Here is a 15,251-nt window from a genome sequence, read left to right as displayed (position 1 = left end):
GGGGGTTCGGACATCTCTGGCAGACTGGACGCATGAGCGCCCTGCTGTGGTTGGCGGCCGCGATCGTCCTGACGGTCGCGGAGATGTTCGGGGGCGAACTGGTCCTGCTCATGCTGGCCGGAGGCGCACTCGCTGCTGCGGGCGTCGACTTCGTCTTCGAGCCACCGCTCTGGGTGGACGGCGTCGTCTTCGCACTCGTCTCGGTGTTGCTGCTCGTCGCGGTTCGTCCGATCGCCCGCAGGCACATGCTCAACCGGCCCGCGGTGCTGATGAACACCGAGGCTCTCGAGGGTCGGCCCGCGGTGGTGACCGAACAGGTCGACGCCACCGACGGTCGGGTCAAGATCGACGGCGACGTGTGGTCGGCCCGCACGATGGATCCGTCTCAGGTGCTCGAACCGGGAACCCACGTGACCGTCGTCGAGATCGACGGCGCGACCGCGGTGGTGTGGCGCGCCTGATCCGCGGCGGCAGTGCGGACACATAGGAACGACAACGCAGGAAGGTGACCATGGAGTACGAGATCTTCGGCCTGACCGTCCTCGTCTTGCTCGTGTTGCTCGTGGTGGTGATGCTGGTCAAGTCGGTGGCCCTCATCCCGCAGGCGGAGGCGGCGGTGATCGAGCGACTGGGCCGCTACACGCGGACCGTGTCCGGGCAACTCACGCTGCTGTTGCCGTTCATCGACCGCATCCGCGCTCGCGTGGATGTCCGTGAGCGGGTGGTCTCGTTCCCGCCGCAGCCGGTCATCACCGAGGACAACCTGACCCTGTCCATCGACACGGTCGTCTACTTCCAGGTCACCAACCCGCGGGCCGCCGTCTACGAGATCGACGATTACATCGCCGGCGTCGAACAGCTGACCATCACGACACTGCGCAACGTGGTCGGCGGGATGACACTCGAGGAGACCCTGACCTCTCGCGATTCCATCAACGGTCAGCTGCGCGGCGTCCTCGACGAGGCGACCGGCCGCTGGGGACTCCGGGTCGCACGCGTCGAGCTGAAGTCGATCATGCCGCCGCCGTCGATCCAGGAGTCGATGGAGAAGCAGATGAAGGCCGACCGCGAGAAGCGGGCGACGATCCTCTCCGCCGAGGGCCAGCGCGAGTCGGCGATCAAGACCGCCGAGGGCAACAAGCAGTCACAGATCCTCGCCGCCGAGGGTGCCAAGCAGGCCGCGATCCTCGCGGCCGAGGCCGACCGGCAGTCGCGCATCCTCCGGGCACAGGGCGAGCGGGCCGCGTCGTACCTCAACGCGCAGGGTGAGGCGAAGGCGATCGAGAAGACCTTCGCCGCGATCAAGGCGGCCAAGCCGACGCCCGAGCTCCTGGCCTACCAGTATCTGCAGCAGTTGCCCGAGATGGCGAAAGGGGAGGGCAGCAAGGTGTGGGTCGTGCCCTCCGACTTCGGTTCGGCCCTACAGGGATTCGCCAAGTCGTTCGGTGTGCAGGGGGACGATGGGGTGTTCCGGTACGAGCCGACGGACTCGCCGCCCTCGCCGATCGACGACACGGAGACCGAGGACTGGTTCTCGATGGCCTCGGATCCGAAGGTCGCGCAGGCGGTCGCCGAGGCCGAGGCGGTCGCCCGTACCCCGGTCGCGCCCGAGATCACGGCGCGCGCCGGGCGCGCCTCACGACATGTACCGCCGGTCGGGACCGAGCCGGCCGAACTCACCGATGGCGGTTGGTCCGAACCCGCGGATCCGGGCACGTCCGAGCCCACGACGTAGTCGGTCGGCGCCGCGTTCAGCGGATGACGAGGTGTTCGATCCCCGCCATCCCGACGGCCCACATCACCGAGGCGAAAGTGCCCATGATGAACTGCTCGGCCGCGTGCGGCGCGCGGAGTTCGGGATAACGGGCGAGGCTCTTCACGGCGAGGATGATCGCGAGGCCCTCGGGCCATCCGGCCATGAGCGTGGTGACGACCGCGAGTCGTTCGAGATAGCCGATGACGCGGCCACCGCGCAGCGGGCCGCCGTCGGTGGCCCCGGCCGGTCCGTCGGCGTCGGGTGCCGGGTGCTCCGGGGCGTCCGGTGATTCGGCGTCGCCGCCCGGTTCGTGGTCCGGCGAGTCCGGGGCGTCGGGCCCGCGGCCTGTTCGCGCGCCGACCCCGCCGGCGACGAGAACCGTCCGGACCACGGGTCCGCCGCCGGTGACCGCCGCGAGGGCGGCGACGACCGGGACCGCCGATGCGAGGAAGCCGGTCGCGGGCCCGGCTGCGGCGGCGAGCACGGCGGCGATCGAGGCCAGCAGGAGGAGTACGACGGCTCCGATCACGTCGAGTCTGCGGACGACGGCCACCGGAGCCCGGCTGCGCCGTGTGCGCGTCGCGAGTGCCCAGATCGGCGTCGTCAGGGCGGTCAGGAGCAGCAGGACGATCGCGGCGGTGGTCATTCCGGTCCTCCGGTCGGTGCTGTCATCCGTCGGTCTGCCTCGGCGAGCGCATCGGCGACGAGGTCGAGGGAGTCGGATTCGAGATCCCAGCCCGCGGCACGCAGGCGTTGGCTCATGGCCTGCGGCGTGATGGCGAGTTCGGCGGCTGCGTCGACCTGGGTCAGGCCGCGCCGCATGAGTTCCACCGCCTCCCGCCCGGCGGAACTGCGCGCGGTGATGACGTCGGCGATGAGCCGGCCGGCTGTCTGGGCGTGGCGGCACCAGCGGGCGTCGGGGCCGCGGACGCACAGCGGTATCCGCTGCCGTTTGGCGGCCTCGACGGCGTCGCGGGCGTGGACGAAGGCGGGTCCGCGCCCGGCGCGGGTGGACGGGGGGAGGGGCTCGTCGACATCGCCGGCGCCGATGCCGACACTCCAGTGCCCGTCGGCGGTGAGTTCGACGGCCAGTCGGGCAGTGGCCACCGGGTCGGCGAGGATGCCCTGGATCTCGTCACCCGCGGTGCGTTCGAAGGCGCGGACGGTGTCGACCGCCTCGAGTGCGGCGAGGACGGGGTCCACCCGGTCGATGTCGCGCCGGCTGCCCCGTTGGTCGACGGTCACAACGAACATCACTCAAGGCTACATGCTTGATCAGGGTGAATCAAGGCATGGAGCTAGATGAATCAAGACTGATGGCTTGATCGGTGGCCATCAACGCTCGGAGCTTGTCGCCCCGGCGCGCACCACCGGCAGGCGTGAGTCCAGGACCAGGCCGGCGATGCCGATCGCGAACAAGCCGCCGGTGACCGCCAGCTGAGCCGGATGCGTGTCACCGGTCAGGGAATCGCCGAGCATCACCACGGCCGCGGTACCCGGGGCCATCCCGAGGATGCTGGCCACCGCGTACGGCACGGGACGCACCGACGACAGGGCCGAGCAGTAGTTCGCCACCGAGAACGGGCAGGCCGCGATGAAGCGCAGTGACCCGACCGCCAGCCAGCCGCGTCGCTCGAGCCGGTACTCGACGGCCCGGACCACCGGCGTCTTCAGATAGGGCTGCACGCGATCACGCCCGACCCGGCGGACCAGGGCGAACGCGGCCACCGCCGCGATCGACGAGGCGATCATCGCCCCCGCGAAGCCGACGAGCGGCCCGAAGAACACCCCGGCCATGACGGTGAACGTCGAACGCGGGATCGGCGCGATGGTGATCACCGCGTAGGCGAGGAAGAACACCCACACGAAGGCCGGGCCGAGGTCGGCGCCCCAGTCGCGCACGCTCACGATCGAGGGCAGCGGGACGAAGTAGGAACCGACGAGGACGGCTGCGAGGAGTGCGGCGGCGAAGACCGCCCGGCGCACGGTTCGGCGATCGAATCGCCGGCGGCCGGGTACCGGGGTCCGGGCGTCGCCGGTCGCTCCCGCGTCCGCGGCATCGGCGGCATCGGTCCCGATCGGGTCGGCGACGTCCTCGCTGACAGTGGAAGGATCGGGCACCCGGACACTCTACTCTGGACCCCGCGACGGTCAGCCTGCTCGAGTGGGCCACGTCACGCCCACCTCGGCGCCGGGCCGAGCGAGCGATCGGCTAGTGTCGTCTACGCGCTCATCACAGTGCATTCACGGAGGTGTGCTTCCCCACATGCCACAGCAAACTGACCAGCCCAAACCGGACCCAGAACTCGACCAGGCCTACCAGGCGTGGTCCACGGCCGCCGCGGCCGTTCTGGCGAAGTCGCGACGTGTCGACGTCGACGAGCTGCCCGACACACCCGAAGCGCTGCTCTCGACCGACACCGCCGACGGGCTGACCATCCGACCGCTCTACACGCGGCGCGACGAACTCGCCGAACCCGGTGTTCCCGGTCGCTTCCCGTTCGTCCGCGGTGCCGATCCCGCTCGGGATGTCACCACCGGCTGGCGTGTCACCGAGCGCTTCGGCGACGACGCGGCCTCCGCGGAGGACCTCAACGAGCTCATCCTCGAGGCGATGGCCAACGGGACGAGCGGACTCTGGCTCTCGGTGAGCAGGCCCGGCGACGGGCTCGGGGTCGCCGACCTCGCGACAGCGCTGCGCGCCGTGTACCTCGATCTGGTGCCGGTGACCCTCGATGCGGGCACGGAGGGGATCGCGGCAGCCCGCGAACTGCTCACCCTGAAGAAACAGGCCCAGTCGGCTCCGGTCGCCGCCGCTCCGACGGCGGCCACCGTCCACTCGTTCGGACTGTCGCCGCTGACGGCGGCCTTCTCCGGCCGACCCACCGTCGATCCGGACGAGGCGACCGCGCTCGCGGCCTCCGGGCTGCCCGACGGGGTGCGTACGTTCCGCGTCGACGGAAGCGACTTCGCCACCGCGGGCGCCGACAACGGCCTCGAACTGGCCCTCACGGTGGCGGCCGCGGTCGCCCATCTCCGGGACCTCACCGCCGCCGGCCTCTCGGCCGAGGCAGCGCTGGGTCAGATCACCTTCGGCGTCTCGGCCGATGACGACCAGTTCGCCACGATCGCGAAATTCCGTGCGCTGCGCAAGATCTGGGCCCGAGTGGCCGAGGTGGTCGGCGCACCCGCAGCCGGCGGTGCCCTGACCCACGGCGTGACCGATCTGTCGATGTACTCCCAGCGCGACCCGTGGGTGAACATGCTCCGCAGCACCATCGCGGCGTTCGGGGCCGGTGTCGGCGGTGCCGACCAGCTCACCGTCCTGGGCTACGACGCGACCATCCCGGCGGACAAGCGCACCTCGAGCGCCTCGTTCTCACGGCGCATCGCGCGCAACACCCAGTTGCTGCTGCTCGAGGAGTCCAACGTCGGCCGTGTCCTCGATCCGGCCGGTGGCTCGTGGTTCGTCGAATCGCTGACCGACGAGATGGCCACGAATGCGTGGACGGTGTTCACCGAGGTCGAGGCCGCGGGCGGTTACCGTGTCGCGCTCGACACCGGCTGGATCACCGAGAAGGTCGACGCCTCGCTCGCACGCCGCGACACCGAGGTCGCACACCGTCGGATCTCGGTGACCGGCGTCAACGAGTTCCCGAACATCGACGAGCGCGCGCTGTCGGAGACGACGGGGGCCCCGGCTTCGGCGGTCACCGATGTCGTCACCGGAACACCGCGTCTCGCGCGGATCGGGCGCGCCTTCGAGGCGTTGCGGGATCGTTCCGACGTCGTGCTCGCCGAGCGCGGGGCCCGGCCCTCGATCCTGCTGATCCCGCTGGGCAGCGTCGCCGAACACAACGGCCGCACCACCTTCGTCGCGAACTTCCTGGGGGCCGGCGGCATCACCGTCGTGAACCCGGGCCCGTTGACCGCCGACAAGATCGGCGACGCGGTGGCCGGGGCGAGCACCCCGATCGCGGTGCTCTGTGGCACCAAGGCCCGGTACGCCGAGGAGGGGCCCGCCGCACTCGCGGCCGCTCGCGCGGCCGGACTGTCGAAGGTCCTGCTCGCCGGACCGGACAAGGAATGGCCCGAGGGAGACGATCGCCCCGACGGTTCACTGCGGGTCGGCATCGACGCGGTGAGCACCCTCGGTGACCTTCTCGACCAGCTGGCCTCGACATCCCCGAAGACGGCGGGAGCTACGGCATGACCCAGACCGAACCCGATGTGACACAGTCGATCCCGAGCTTCGCCGGGATCGGGCTGACGTCGGACGACACCGGCTCGTCGATCGCAGGCGGGGGACCGTCCGGTTCCGCGGCCGCGGTCACCGACGAACTCGCCTCGGCGCATGGTTACTCGGTGGACCAGGTCACATGGAACACCCCGGAGCAGATCGACGTCACGCCGGTCTACACCCGTGCCGAGCGCGACGCCGTGCTCGACGACGCCGAGCATCCGTACCCGCTCGACTCGGTTCCCGGTGCCGCGCCGTTCATCCGGGGCCCGTACCCGACGATGTACGTCAACCAGCCGTGGACGATCCGCCAGTACGCCGGCTTCTCGACCGCCGCCGAGTCCAACGCCTTCTACCGCCGTAACCTCGCGGCCGGCCAGAAGGGACTGTCGGTCGCCTTCGACCTCGCGACCCACCGCGGATACGACTCCGACCATCCGCGTGTCGCCGGCGACGTCGGCATGGCCGGTGTGGCGATCGACTCGATCCTCGACATGCGTCAGCTCTTCGACGGCATCGACCTCGGCAGCGTGTCGGTGTCGATGACGATGAACGGCGCCGTGCTGCCGATCCTCGCGCTCTACGTCGTGGCCGCCGAGGAACAGGGTGTGCCGCCGGAGAAGCTGGCCGGGACCATCCAGAACGACATCCTCAAAGAGTTCATGGTCCGCAACACCTACATCTATCCGCCGAAGCCGTCGATGCGGATCATCTCGAACATCTTCGAGTACACCAGCCAGAAGATGCCGAAGTTCAACTCGATCTCCATCTCCGGCTACCACATCCAGGAGGCCGGGGCGACGGCCGACCTGGAACTGGCCTACACCCTGGCCGACGGCGTCGAATACATCCGCGCGGGCCTCGAGGCCGGTCTGGACATCGACAAGTTCGCGCCGCGCCTGTCGTTCTTCTGGGGCATCGGCATGAACTTCTTCATGGAGGTCGCCAAGCTGCGGGCGGCGCGTCTCCTGTGGAGTGAGCTCGTCGCCGACTTCGAGCCGAAGAACGCGAAATCGCTGTCGCTGCGCACACATTCGCAGACCTCCGGATGGTCGCTGACCGCCCAGGACGTGTTCAACAACGTGGCCCGCACCTGCGTGGAGGCGATGGCCGCGACCCAGGGGCACACCCAGTCTCTGCACACCAACGCCCTCGACGAGGCGATCGCGCTGCCGACCGACTTCTCGGCGCGCATCGCCCGCAACACGCAGCTGCTGCTGCAGCAGGAGTCGGGGACCACGCGCCCGATCGATCCGTGGGCCGGTTCGAACTACGTCGAGTGCCTCACCCATCAGCTGGCGCAGAAGGCGCGCAAGCACATCCGCGAGGTCGAAGAGGCCGGCGGTATGACGCAGGCCATCAACGAGGGCCTGCCGAAGCTGCGTATCGAGGAAGCTGCGGCACGGACCCAGGCGCGCATCGACTCGGGCCAGCAGCCGCTGGTCGGCGTGAACAAGTACCAGGTCGCCGACGACGAGGAGATCGAGGTCCTCAAGGTCGAGAACTCCAAAGTGCGTGCCGAGCAGCTGGAGAAGCTGGATCGGCTTCGCGCAGAGCGTGACTCGGCAGCAGTCGAGGCGGCCCTGGCTGACCTGACCCGCGCCGCCGCGTCATCCGAAGGTGGTCTGGAGAACAACCTGATGGCGCTGGCCATCGAGGCCGCGCGTCACCAGGCGACCGTCGGCGAGATCTCGGAGGCACTCGAGAAGGTCTATGGTCGCCATCAGGCGGAGATCAAGACGATCAGCGGGGTGTATCGGCATGAGGCGGGCGAGGTGAGCAACATCGATGCGGCGATCGAGGCCGTGCGCCAGTTCGCCGAGGCGGAGGGTCGTCAGCCGCGTGTCCTGGTCGCGAAGATGGGCCAGGACGGTCACGATCGCGGTCAGAAGGTGATCGCGACCGCCTTCGCCGACCTCGGCTTCGACGTCGACGTCGGCCCGCTGTTCGCCACGCCCGAGGAGGTGGCCGCCCAGGCCGCCGACAACGACGTGCACGTGGTGGGAGTGTCGTCGCTGGCCGCCGGGCACCTGACGCTGGTCCCCGCCCTGCGGGAGGCGCTGAAGGAGGTCGGCCGCGAGGACATCATGGTCGTCGTCGGCGGTGTGATCCCGCCCGGTGACTTCGCGGAGCTGTACGAGGCCGGCGCCGCCGCGATCTTCCCGCCCGGATCGGTCATCGCCGACTCGGCCGTGGAGCTCATCGGCAAGCTGGCGGATACGCTCGGCCTGGAGCTGCCCGGGGCGACCGCGAACTGATGGCGGTGCAACCTCGACGTCCCGTCGACGTCGACGCGCTGGCCGACGCCGTGCTGGCGGATCGCCGCGCCGACCTGGCGCGTGCGATCACGCTCGTCGAGTCCAAGCGCGCCGACCATCGCGCAGCCGCGCAGGAACTGCTCCTGAAGCTGACCCCGCACGCGGGCAAGTCGTTCCGGGTCGGCATCACCGGGGTTCCGGGCGTCGGCAAGTCGACGACGATCGAAGCGCTCGGTATGCATCTGCTCGAGCTCGGTCACAAGGTCGCGGTGCTCGCCGTCGATCCGAGTTCGACGCGTACCCGCGGCTCGATCCTCGGCGACAAGACGCGCATGGGTCGGCTGTCGATGTCGGAGAACGCGTACATCCGGCCGTCGCCGACCTCGGGCACGCTCGGTGGCGTCGCCAAGGCCACCCGCGAGAGCATCGTGCTCGTCGAGGCGGCCGGCTTCGACGTCGTGCTGGTGGAGACCGTCGGGGTCGGCCAGTCCGAGGTGACGGTCGCCAACATGGTCGACACCTTCACGTTCCTCACCCTGGCCCGCACCGGAGATTCGTTGCAGGGCATCAAGAAGGGCGTCCTCGAACTGGCCGATGTGGTCGTCGTGAACAAGGCCGACGGCAAACACCTTAACGAGGCCAAGGGCGCGGCCCGGGAACTCACCAACGCGCTGAAGCTCATCTACCCACACGACGCCTTGTGGATGCCGCCGGTGCTCACGATGAGCGCGATCGAGAACACCGGGGTGGACGAGTTCTGGAAGACCGTCGTGCGACACAACGAGACCCTCACCGAGGCGGGGGAGTTCACCGCGCGCCGCAACCAGCAGCAGATCGACTGGACGTGGGCGATGGTCAACGACATCGTGCTGTCCCGGCTCGGCGACTCGTCCGCGGTGCGCGGAATCCGCGGCGAGGTCGAGCAGCAGCTGCGTGACGGGTCACTGACCCCCGCACTCGCGGCGCAACGGATCGTGGACGCGTTCGACGAACGCTGAGTGACCCACCTCTGCTCCGGTGAGGTGCAGGAGCGGCCGGTTCTAGTGTTCCCTGAGCATCGTGCTCGTCGAGGCGGCCGGCTTCGACGTCGTGCTGGTGGAGACCGTCGGGGTCGGCCAGTCCGAGGTGACGGTCGCCAACATGGTCGACACCTTCACGTTCCTCACCCTGGCCCGCACCGGAGATTCGTTGCAGGGCATCAAGAAGGGCGTCCTCGAACTGGCCGATGTGGTCGTCGTGAACAAGGCCGACGGCAAACACCTTAACGAGGCCAAGGGCGCGGCCCGGGAACTCACCAACGCGCTGAAGCTCATCTACCCACACGACGCCTTGTGGATGCCGCCGGTGCTCACGATGAGCGCGATCGAGAACACCGGGGTGGACGAGTTCTGGAAGACCGTCGTGCGACACAACGAGACCCTCACCGAGGCGGGGGAGTTCACCGCGCGCCGCAACCAGCAGCAGATCGACTGGACGTGGGCGATGGTCAACGACATCGTGCTGTCCCGGCTCGGCGACTCGTCCGCGGTGCGCGGAATCCGCGGCGAGGTCGAGCAGCAGCTGCGTGACGGGTCACTGACCCCCGCACTCGCGGCGCAACGGATCGTGGACGCGTTCGACGAACGCTGAGTGACCCACCTCTGCTCCGGTGAGGTGCAGGAGCGGCCGGTTCTAGTGTTCCCTGAGCAGCCTATGAGGGTTGTGTCAATGGGGTCCTGTGATGGGTGTGGGCGTGGGGGTGTGGCCCGGCGGCCGGTGGTGGCTGCGGGATGGGAATGAGGTGGTGGTTCGTCGGCCGGGGTCGCGCCTGGCGCGGGCTCTACCTAGCGTTCAAACGGGTTGGTACCCAACAGCCTTCATTCGAGCTTGGTTCGCGCCGGGGTGGGACTGCTCAGGCTCAGGGTCGGGCCGGTGCCCAAGGAGCAGCGAGCTTGTCCCGGTCGGAGGGGTTTGACGGTCAGGCGGCGGTCCTTTCGGCGGGTCGGGTACGGCCGGCAGCGATGTCGGGGTTCCATGGTGTGGCGGTGGTGATGACGACGAACAGTTGCCGTAGCAGGGCGGCGGCGATCGCGACCCGTGCTTGGTTGGGGTTGAGCTGGTTGGTTTCTCGGCTGGTCAGGTGTCGGTAGCGGTCGGCGTAGACCTCGTTGTGGGTGAGCGCGGCGAACGCCGCTCGCCACGCCGCGACCCGCAACAGTGGCCGGCCACGACCACTGATGCGGGTGGTGCCGCGGTAGTTGCCCGAGGAGTTCTCTCGCGGGCACAGTCCAGCGTGTTTGACCAGCGCGCGGGCGGAATCGAAACGGGTCAGATCGCCGGTTTCGGCGAGGATCGCTGCGACCGAGATCGGTGAGACGCCGGGGATGGATCCGGCGAGTTCGTGTAGGCCCAGACCGGTGAGGATCTCGATCATGGCCGCCTCGACCTGCGCGCAGGCGCTGCGGGCATGGTGAAAGTCGTCCAGGGCGTAGCGGGCGCGTTCCAGCGCACCGGCCTCCCCGATGATTGTGGTCTCGGTCTGGACGGCGAAGGCGGCATCGACGATCGCGATCAGGATGCGGGTGCTGACCCGGTGCCCACCCCACGAGGGCAGTTCTGCGCGCACTTGCTCTCGCAGCCACGCCACCGCCTGTGCGCGCCCGCCCAGGGCGCTCAGCGTTTCCGGGGTGCACCCGATGACGGTCATCGCGGCGAGCCAGGTCACCGATTTGAAGGGTTGTCCGGCGCAGTCCAGGGCGTGTGGCCAGGCGCCCTCGAGCAGGTCGCGGACTTGTTGCTGCGCCGCGCCACGGCGGGTGAGTTGCTGGGATCGGCGTACACCGAGGTGACGCAACCGGGTCCACTGCTCATCGGCGTGTTCGGGCAGGTAGAGGTGGAGTTGGGTGGTCAACCGGGCGATCAGCAGGGCGTCTTTGTCATCGGATTTGTCGTGGGTGAAGTCTTCGGTCTCTCGGGCCCGGGCCACCGCGATCGGTTGCACACACACCACGTCCACTCCGACCGCAGCAGCAAGGTCTCGCACCGTTTTCCAGCGATGCCCGGTCGGTTCACACGCGACGACGATGCCGGCGAACCCTGCGGCGGTAGCGGCGGTACGGCCCCACTCGATGGCGGTGGCCAACTGCCACGGCGTACAGGCGAACGTTCTGCGCGCCAGGATGCGCGAATCGTGATCGACAACAGCGACGACTTGTTTGCGCGCGGCCAGATCGATCGCCACCACCGCGAACTCGCGGCGCACGATGCCCCGGAACCGACTCAACCGATCGTTACGACGCTTGTCTCCCCGACTCAAACGACTAGCCTTAGACATTGACATCCTCCTTTTGTGGTTGGGATAACCAAGCCCTTACGACCACATCAGGAGGGTGTCCCAGTTACCAGCCCTTCCAGCTATTACTAGGTGCGAGGAGCGATAGCGACGAGCCACGAAGGGCTGCCGACGCACGAGACCATGCCCTTCGTGGCTCGCTCCGCTCGCACCTCAGGGAGCAGGGGCTCGCTCCGCTCGCACCTCAGGGAGCAGAGGTGGCCGCGGTCAGGCCAGCAGCGGTGCCAGTGTCTCGCCGAGCAGCGAGACACGTCCCGGCACATGGCCGTTGGCGGGTGCGTTCACCGTGACACCGTCGATACCGGTCGCGAGCAGGTCGGCGTACCGGGCGGCCACCTCCTCGGGGTCGCCGACGATCGTCGATCCGCGACGCGACTCGGCCGCCGGTGTGCGCTCCAGGTATGCCTCCAGCTCGGCGGTCGCCTCGGCGGAGGTGGGCGCCACGCACGCCGACGTCTGCACGGTCACGGTGATCTCCGAGCGGTCGCGACCGAGTCGTTCGCAGTGTTCGGCGAGGGCGTCGAGTTTGCGGGGGATGTCGGCGGGCGTGCAGAGCAGGTTCGATTCGTCGGCGTACTGCGCGACCATCCGCAACGTCTTGCGTTCACCGCCGCCACCGATCATCACCGGGATCTTCGACAGCGGCGCAGGCACATTGAGGGCATCGGCGACCCGGTAGCGCTTGCCGTCGAGGCTGGGAGCCTCCCCGGCGAGCATGCCGAGGATGATCTGCAGCGCCTCCTCGAGACGCTCGAACCGGTCGGTGAACGTCCCGAACTCGTACCCGAGTGAATCGTGTTCCAGCTCATACCATCCCGCGCCGATGCCGAGCTGAGCCCGACCACCGGACACCACATCGAGTGCGGTGACCGTCTTCGCGAGCAGGGTCGGATTGCGATAGGTGTTGCCGGTGACCAGCGATGACAGACGGACCTTCGAGGTGTGCTGCGCGAGGGCCGCGAGCAGGGTGTAACACTCGATCATCGGATCGTCGGGTTCACCCAGCATCGGCAGTTGATAGAAATGGTCCATCACGAGAACGGTGTCGAATCCGGAGTTCTCGGCTTCTCGCGCCTGCGCCACCACGGTGGGGAACAGCTGGTCGGCGGGCACGCCGGGGTAGGTGAAGTTCGGGATCTGGTATCCGAGTCGAGTCACCCGTTCAGACTAGTCCGGCGGACTCCGCCGTGGCGCCGTTCATTTCCGTTGCACGGCGTCGGGCGAACGCGCCGATCGTCTCGATGAGTTCGTCGAACACGGCGTCGACGTCGGCCGATGTCGCGATGCGGACGTTGGGGCCGGGTGAGGTCATCCAGCGTTCGTCGGCCACGGTCATGCCCCGGGTCAGGCTCCCGGCGAGCTCGACGTCGACATACGCCGCGCGCGTCTGCACCGTGTCGGGGACCAGCGCGACGAGCGCGGCGAACGGATCGTGGAGGTGGGCGATGTAGCCCTCGTCGTGGTCGTCGTGGAACTCGAAGTAGAACCGCAGGGCGTCGACGAGGTGCCGGACGATCTCGTTGTCGGCGACCGACCGGAGGCCGCGTTCGTCGGTCGGGTCCGGGCATTCGACGGGTGCGCTGCCGGCCGCGGCGGCGAGCCGGACCACATGATCGGGGGTCAGCACGACCGATTCGGTGAGGTCGAGTGCGCAGACGATGGGTTCGGGCGCACCCGCGGTGCCGAAGGCCGCGAACACCTCGGCGGCGGCCTCCGGATCGACGGCGACGTTCCACTCCGAGGTGGGTGTCGTGTTGCCGTGCGTGTGAAAGGCGCCGCCCATGATGACCAGTCGCCGCAGGCGTTGCGGCAGGCCGGGGTCCCGGCGGATCGCGGTCGCCAGGGACGTGAGCGGTCCGGTCACCAGGCCGACGAGTTCACCGTCGTGCGCCTGCGACGCCTCGATCCAGGCGTCGGCGGCATCGAGATGGCTCGGCGTCGTCGTGGGGGCAGGCAGCTCGGCGTGCCCGACACCCAGCGGTCCGTGTGTGTCCTCGGTGGTCATCAGTGCCGCGACGAGGGGAGTGGCCGAACCGGTCGAGACCGGTACCTCGGGACGGCCGCAGAGTTCCAGCCAGGACAGGTTGTTGGACGTGACGACGTCGACGGGCACGTTGCCGGCCGTGGATGCGATACCGACGAGATCGACGTCGGCGCGTGCGAGTAGGTAGATCAGGGCGAGCGAGTCGTCGATGCCGGTGTCGCAGTCGAAGAACAGGCGCTGGGTCACCACACAATTGTGCCGGGTCCGGCGCGAACGTCGCCGCACCACCCCGCCGGAGCCCTACGCTCGCCGCAGCCGGGACGAACCGACGTCGGCCCGATGAGCCCGGAGGAAACCGATGGCCTCGACACGACTCATGCTGGCCGCCCTCGGTGCCGCTGCGGTACTCCTCATGAGCGCATGCGGCGCGAACTCGTCGGATCCGGATGCCTCCGCGAGCAGTGATACGGCCGGGTCGAGCGGCACCCCGCCGGAACCCGTCGTCACACCGGTGGTCGGTTCGGTGATGTTCGCCCCCACGCCGTTCGCCGGTTCCGACGGCAACAACCATCTCGTCTACGAGATCTCGCTGACCAATTTCATGCGCGCACCGGTGACGATCACCGGGGTGGAGGTTCTCGACGCCACCGCCAACGGCGAACCGCTGCTCGCTCTCGACGAGAACGGGGTCCGCAGCCGGCTCAAGCCCACCGGCGCACCGTCGGTGCCGACGGCCCCCGGCACACCGGAGGGGTACGCGGCCGTGCTGGCCGCGGGTCAGAACGGCGTCCTCTTCCTGCACGTGATCTTCTCGGGGAACGCGCCGAAGGAACTGGTCCACGAGATCGCGGTACGCGCCGACCAGGCGCCGCCGGGTATGCAGGTGTTCGACGAACGCATCGCGCCCGTCACGGTCAGCGACTCGACCGTCCCGGTCCTGGGACCGCCACTCGCCGGCGAGTACTACATCGCCGCCGATGCGTGCTGCGACGCCGTCCGGCACACCCGTGCCGTCCTCCCGCTGAACGGATCGCCGGTCCTCGCGCAGCGTTACGCGGTGGACTGGGAACAGGCGGCCGCGGACGGACGGATCTTCGTCGGCGACGCGAAGAACCCGGCGAGCTATCGGATCTTCGGCGACGACGTCCTCGCCGTCGGTGACGGCACCGTCGTCGCGAGCCGCAACGACCTGCCCGAGCAGATCCCGGGAGAGTATCCGGCCGGACTGCCGATCGACGACGCCGACGGCAACAATCTCGTGCTCGACATCGGCGATGGCTTCTACGTGAACTACGCGCACATGCAACCCGGTTCGGTGCGCTTCGCAGCGGGCGATCGCGTGCGGCGCGGCGACGTCCTCGGCAAGGTCGGCAACAGCGGGAACTCGGTGGCGCCGCACCTGCATGTGCACGTGATGAACGGACCGGAGTTCCTCGGGTCGGAAGGCGTCCCCAGTGTGACCGACAGATTCACGGTCACCGGGCGCGTGGCCGACACCGCGGCCTTCGACGCGTCGGAGGGGACCGGGGTACCGCTTCGGCTCAGCCCTGGCGTGACCGAGAGCACACATGAGGATCAGATGATCCTCGATCAGAACATCGTCTCGTTCACCGCAGGCTGACAACGGTTTTCGACTCCGTCACACGCGACCGCCCGCGATGACGCGGCCCGTCGCGACTGGA

Annotated in this window: 12 protein-coding genes and 1 pseudogene; 7 read left to right on the top strand and 6 right to left on the bottom strand. The window is 68.8% G+C overall.

What is annotated here, in order from left to right:
* Window positions 1-32: 32 nt before the first annotated feature.
* Both ABIC25_RS00580 and ABIC25_RS00575 read left to right on the top strand, forming a co-directional pair.
* Entirely contained in the window at window positions 33-461 is a 429-nt protein-coding gene (locus ABIC25_RS00580) for an NfeD family protein (protein ID WP_004019116.1), read from the top strand.
* 50 nt (window positions 462-511) lie between these two features.
* Window positions 512-1,735, top strand: coding sequence for an SPFH domain-containing protein (locus ABIC25_RS00575; protein WP_004019115.1), 1,224 nt, complete (start codon window positions 512-514; stop codon window positions 1,733-1,735).
* 16 nt (window positions 1,736-1,751) lie between these two features.
* Here the strand turns inward: ABIC25_RS00575 and ABIC25_RS00570 are convergent, their stop codons facing one another.
* The 3 genes from ABIC25_RS00570 to ABIC25_RS00560 all read right to left on the bottom strand — a co-directional run bounded on the left by ABIC25_RS00570 (window position 1,752) and on the right by ABIC25_RS00560 (window position 3,877).
* On the bottom strand, window positions 1,752-2,402 hold the full coding sequence (locus tag ABIC25_RS00570) for a hypothetical protein (RefSeq protein ID WP_004019114.1): 651 nt from the start codon (window positions 2,400-2,402) through the stop codon (window positions 1,752-1,754).
* Window positions 2,399-3,010 (bottom strand): hypothetical protein, encoded by a 612-nt coding sequence (locus tag ABIC25_RS00565; protein ID WP_101818860.1) that lies wholly within the window; start codon window positions 3,008-3,010, stop codon window positions 2,399-2,401. The genes ABIC25_RS00570 and ABIC25_RS00565 overlap by 4 nt, the downstream gene beginning before the upstream one ends.
* Window positions 3,011-3,091: 81 nt before the next feature.
* Window positions 3,092-3,877, bottom strand: coding sequence for a TVP38/TMEM64 family protein (locus ABIC25_RS00560; RefSeq protein ID WP_354559523.1), 786 nt, complete (start codon window positions 3,875-3,877; stop codon window positions 3,092-3,094).
* Window positions 3,878-4,022: 145 nt separating this feature from the next.
* Between ABIC25_RS00560 and ABIC25_RS00555 the strand changes: the two genes are divergently transcribed.
* The 4 genes and pseudogenes from ABIC25_RS00555 to ABIC25_RS00540 form a co-directional block, all read left to right on the top strand.
* Entirely contained in the window at window positions 4,023-5,969 is a 1,947-nt protein-coding gene (locus ABIC25_RS00555) for a methylmalonyl-CoA mutase family protein (protein WP_354559522.1), read from the top strand.
* Entirely contained in the window at window positions 5,966-8,254 is a 2,289-nt protein-coding gene (gene scpA / locus ABIC25_RS00550) for a methylmalonyl-CoA mutase (RefSeq protein WP_354559520.1), read from the top strand. Before ABIC25_RS00555 ends, scpA begins: the two co-directional genes overlap by 4 nt.
* Complete coding sequence (gene meaB / locus ABIC25_RS00545) at window positions 8,254-9,252, top strand: methylmalonyl Co-A mutase-associated GTPase MeaB (RefSeq protein WP_004019109.1); 999 nt, start codon at window positions 8,254-8,256, stop codon at window positions 9,250-9,252. The genes scpA and meaB overlap by 1 nt, the downstream gene beginning before the upstream one ends.
* Before the next feature lie 55 nt (window positions 9,253-9,307).
* Window positions 9,308-9,883 (top strand): annotated as a pseudogene (locus ABIC25_RS00540) (P-loop NTPase family protein); the annotation flags it as partial.
* Window positions 9,884-10,211: 328 nt separating this feature from the next.
* Here ABIC25_RS00540 and ABIC25_RS00535 read toward each other — a convergent pair.
* The 3 genes from ABIC25_RS00535 to ABIC25_RS00525 all read right to left on the bottom strand — a co-directional run bounded on the left by ABIC25_RS00535 (window position 10,212) and on the right by ABIC25_RS00525 (window position 13,815).
* Window positions 10,212-11,549 carry an IS110 family RNA-guided transposase gene (locus ABIC25_RS00535; RefSeq protein ID WP_354559519.1) on the bottom strand — a complete coding sequence of 446 codons (1,338 nt, stop codon included), beginning with the start codon at window positions 11,547-11,549 and terminating at the stop codon, window positions 10,212-10,214.
* Window positions 11,550-11,792: 243 nt separating this feature from the next.
* Window positions 11,793-12,743, bottom strand: coding sequence for an LLM class F420-dependent oxidoreductase (locus ABIC25_RS00530; RefSeq protein WP_354559518.1), 951 nt, complete (start codon window positions 12,741-12,743; stop codon window positions 11,793-11,795).
* A 4-nt stretch (window positions 12,744-12,747) separates the two neighbouring features.
* Entirely contained in the window at window positions 12,748-13,815 is a 1,068-nt protein-coding gene (locus ABIC25_RS00525; RefSeq protein ID WP_354559516.1) for a nucleoside hydrolase, read from the bottom strand.
* A gap of 112 nt (window positions 13,816-13,927) precedes the next feature.
* Here ABIC25_RS00525 and ABIC25_RS00520 point away from each other — a divergent pair, with 112 nt between their 5' ends.
* Window positions 13,928-15,190: a M23 family metallopeptidase gene (locus ABIC25_RS00520; protein WP_354559514.1), complete on the top strand. Its 1,263-nt coding sequence runs from the start codon at window positions 13,928-13,930 to the stop codon at window positions 15,188-15,190.
* Window positions 15,191-15,251 lie beyond the last annotated feature (61 nt).

Source organism: Gordonia sp. PvP123 (genome assembly GCF_040547295.1).
Lineage (GTDB): Bacteria > Actinomycetota > Actinomycetes > Mycobacteriales > Mycobacteriaceae > Gordonia > Gordonia terrae.
This window is presented reverse-complemented; position numbering and strand designations above follow the sequence as displayed.

Excerpts from the sequence above, each read along its gene's own strand:
- ABIC25_RS00580 (WP_004019116.1), top strand. The coding sequence starts at position 33 with ATGAGCGCCCTGCTGTGGTTGGCGGCCGCGATCGTCCTGACGGTCGCG.
- ABIC25_RS00575 (WP_004019115.1), top strand. The coding sequence starts at position 512 with ATGGAGTACGAGATCTTCGGCCTGACCGTCCTCGTCTTGCTCGTGTTG.
- ABIC25_RS00570 (WP_004019114.1), bottom strand. The coding sequence starts at position 2,402 with ATGACCACCGCCGCGATCGTCCTGCTGCTCCTGACCGCCCTGACGACG.
- ABIC25_RS00565 (WP_101818860.1), bottom strand. The coding sequence starts at position 3,010 with ATGTTCGTTGTGACCGTCGACCAACGGGGCAGCCGGCGCGACATCGAC.
- ABIC25_RS00555 (WP_354559522.1), top strand. The coding sequence starts at position 4,023 with ATGCCACAGCAAACTGACCAGCCCAAACCGGACCCAGAACTCGACCAG.
- scpA (WP_354559520.1), top strand. The coding sequence starts at position 5,966 with ATGACCCAGACCGAACCCGATGTGACACAGTCGATCCCGAGCTTCGCC.
- meaB (WP_004019109.1), top strand. The coding sequence starts at position 8,254 with ATGGCGGTGCAACCTCGACGTCCCGTCGACGTCGACGCGCTGGCCGAC.
- ABIC25_RS00520 (WP_354559514.1), top strand. The coding sequence starts at position 13,928 with ATGGCCTCGACACGACTCATGCTGGCCGCCCTCGGTGCCGCTGCGGTA.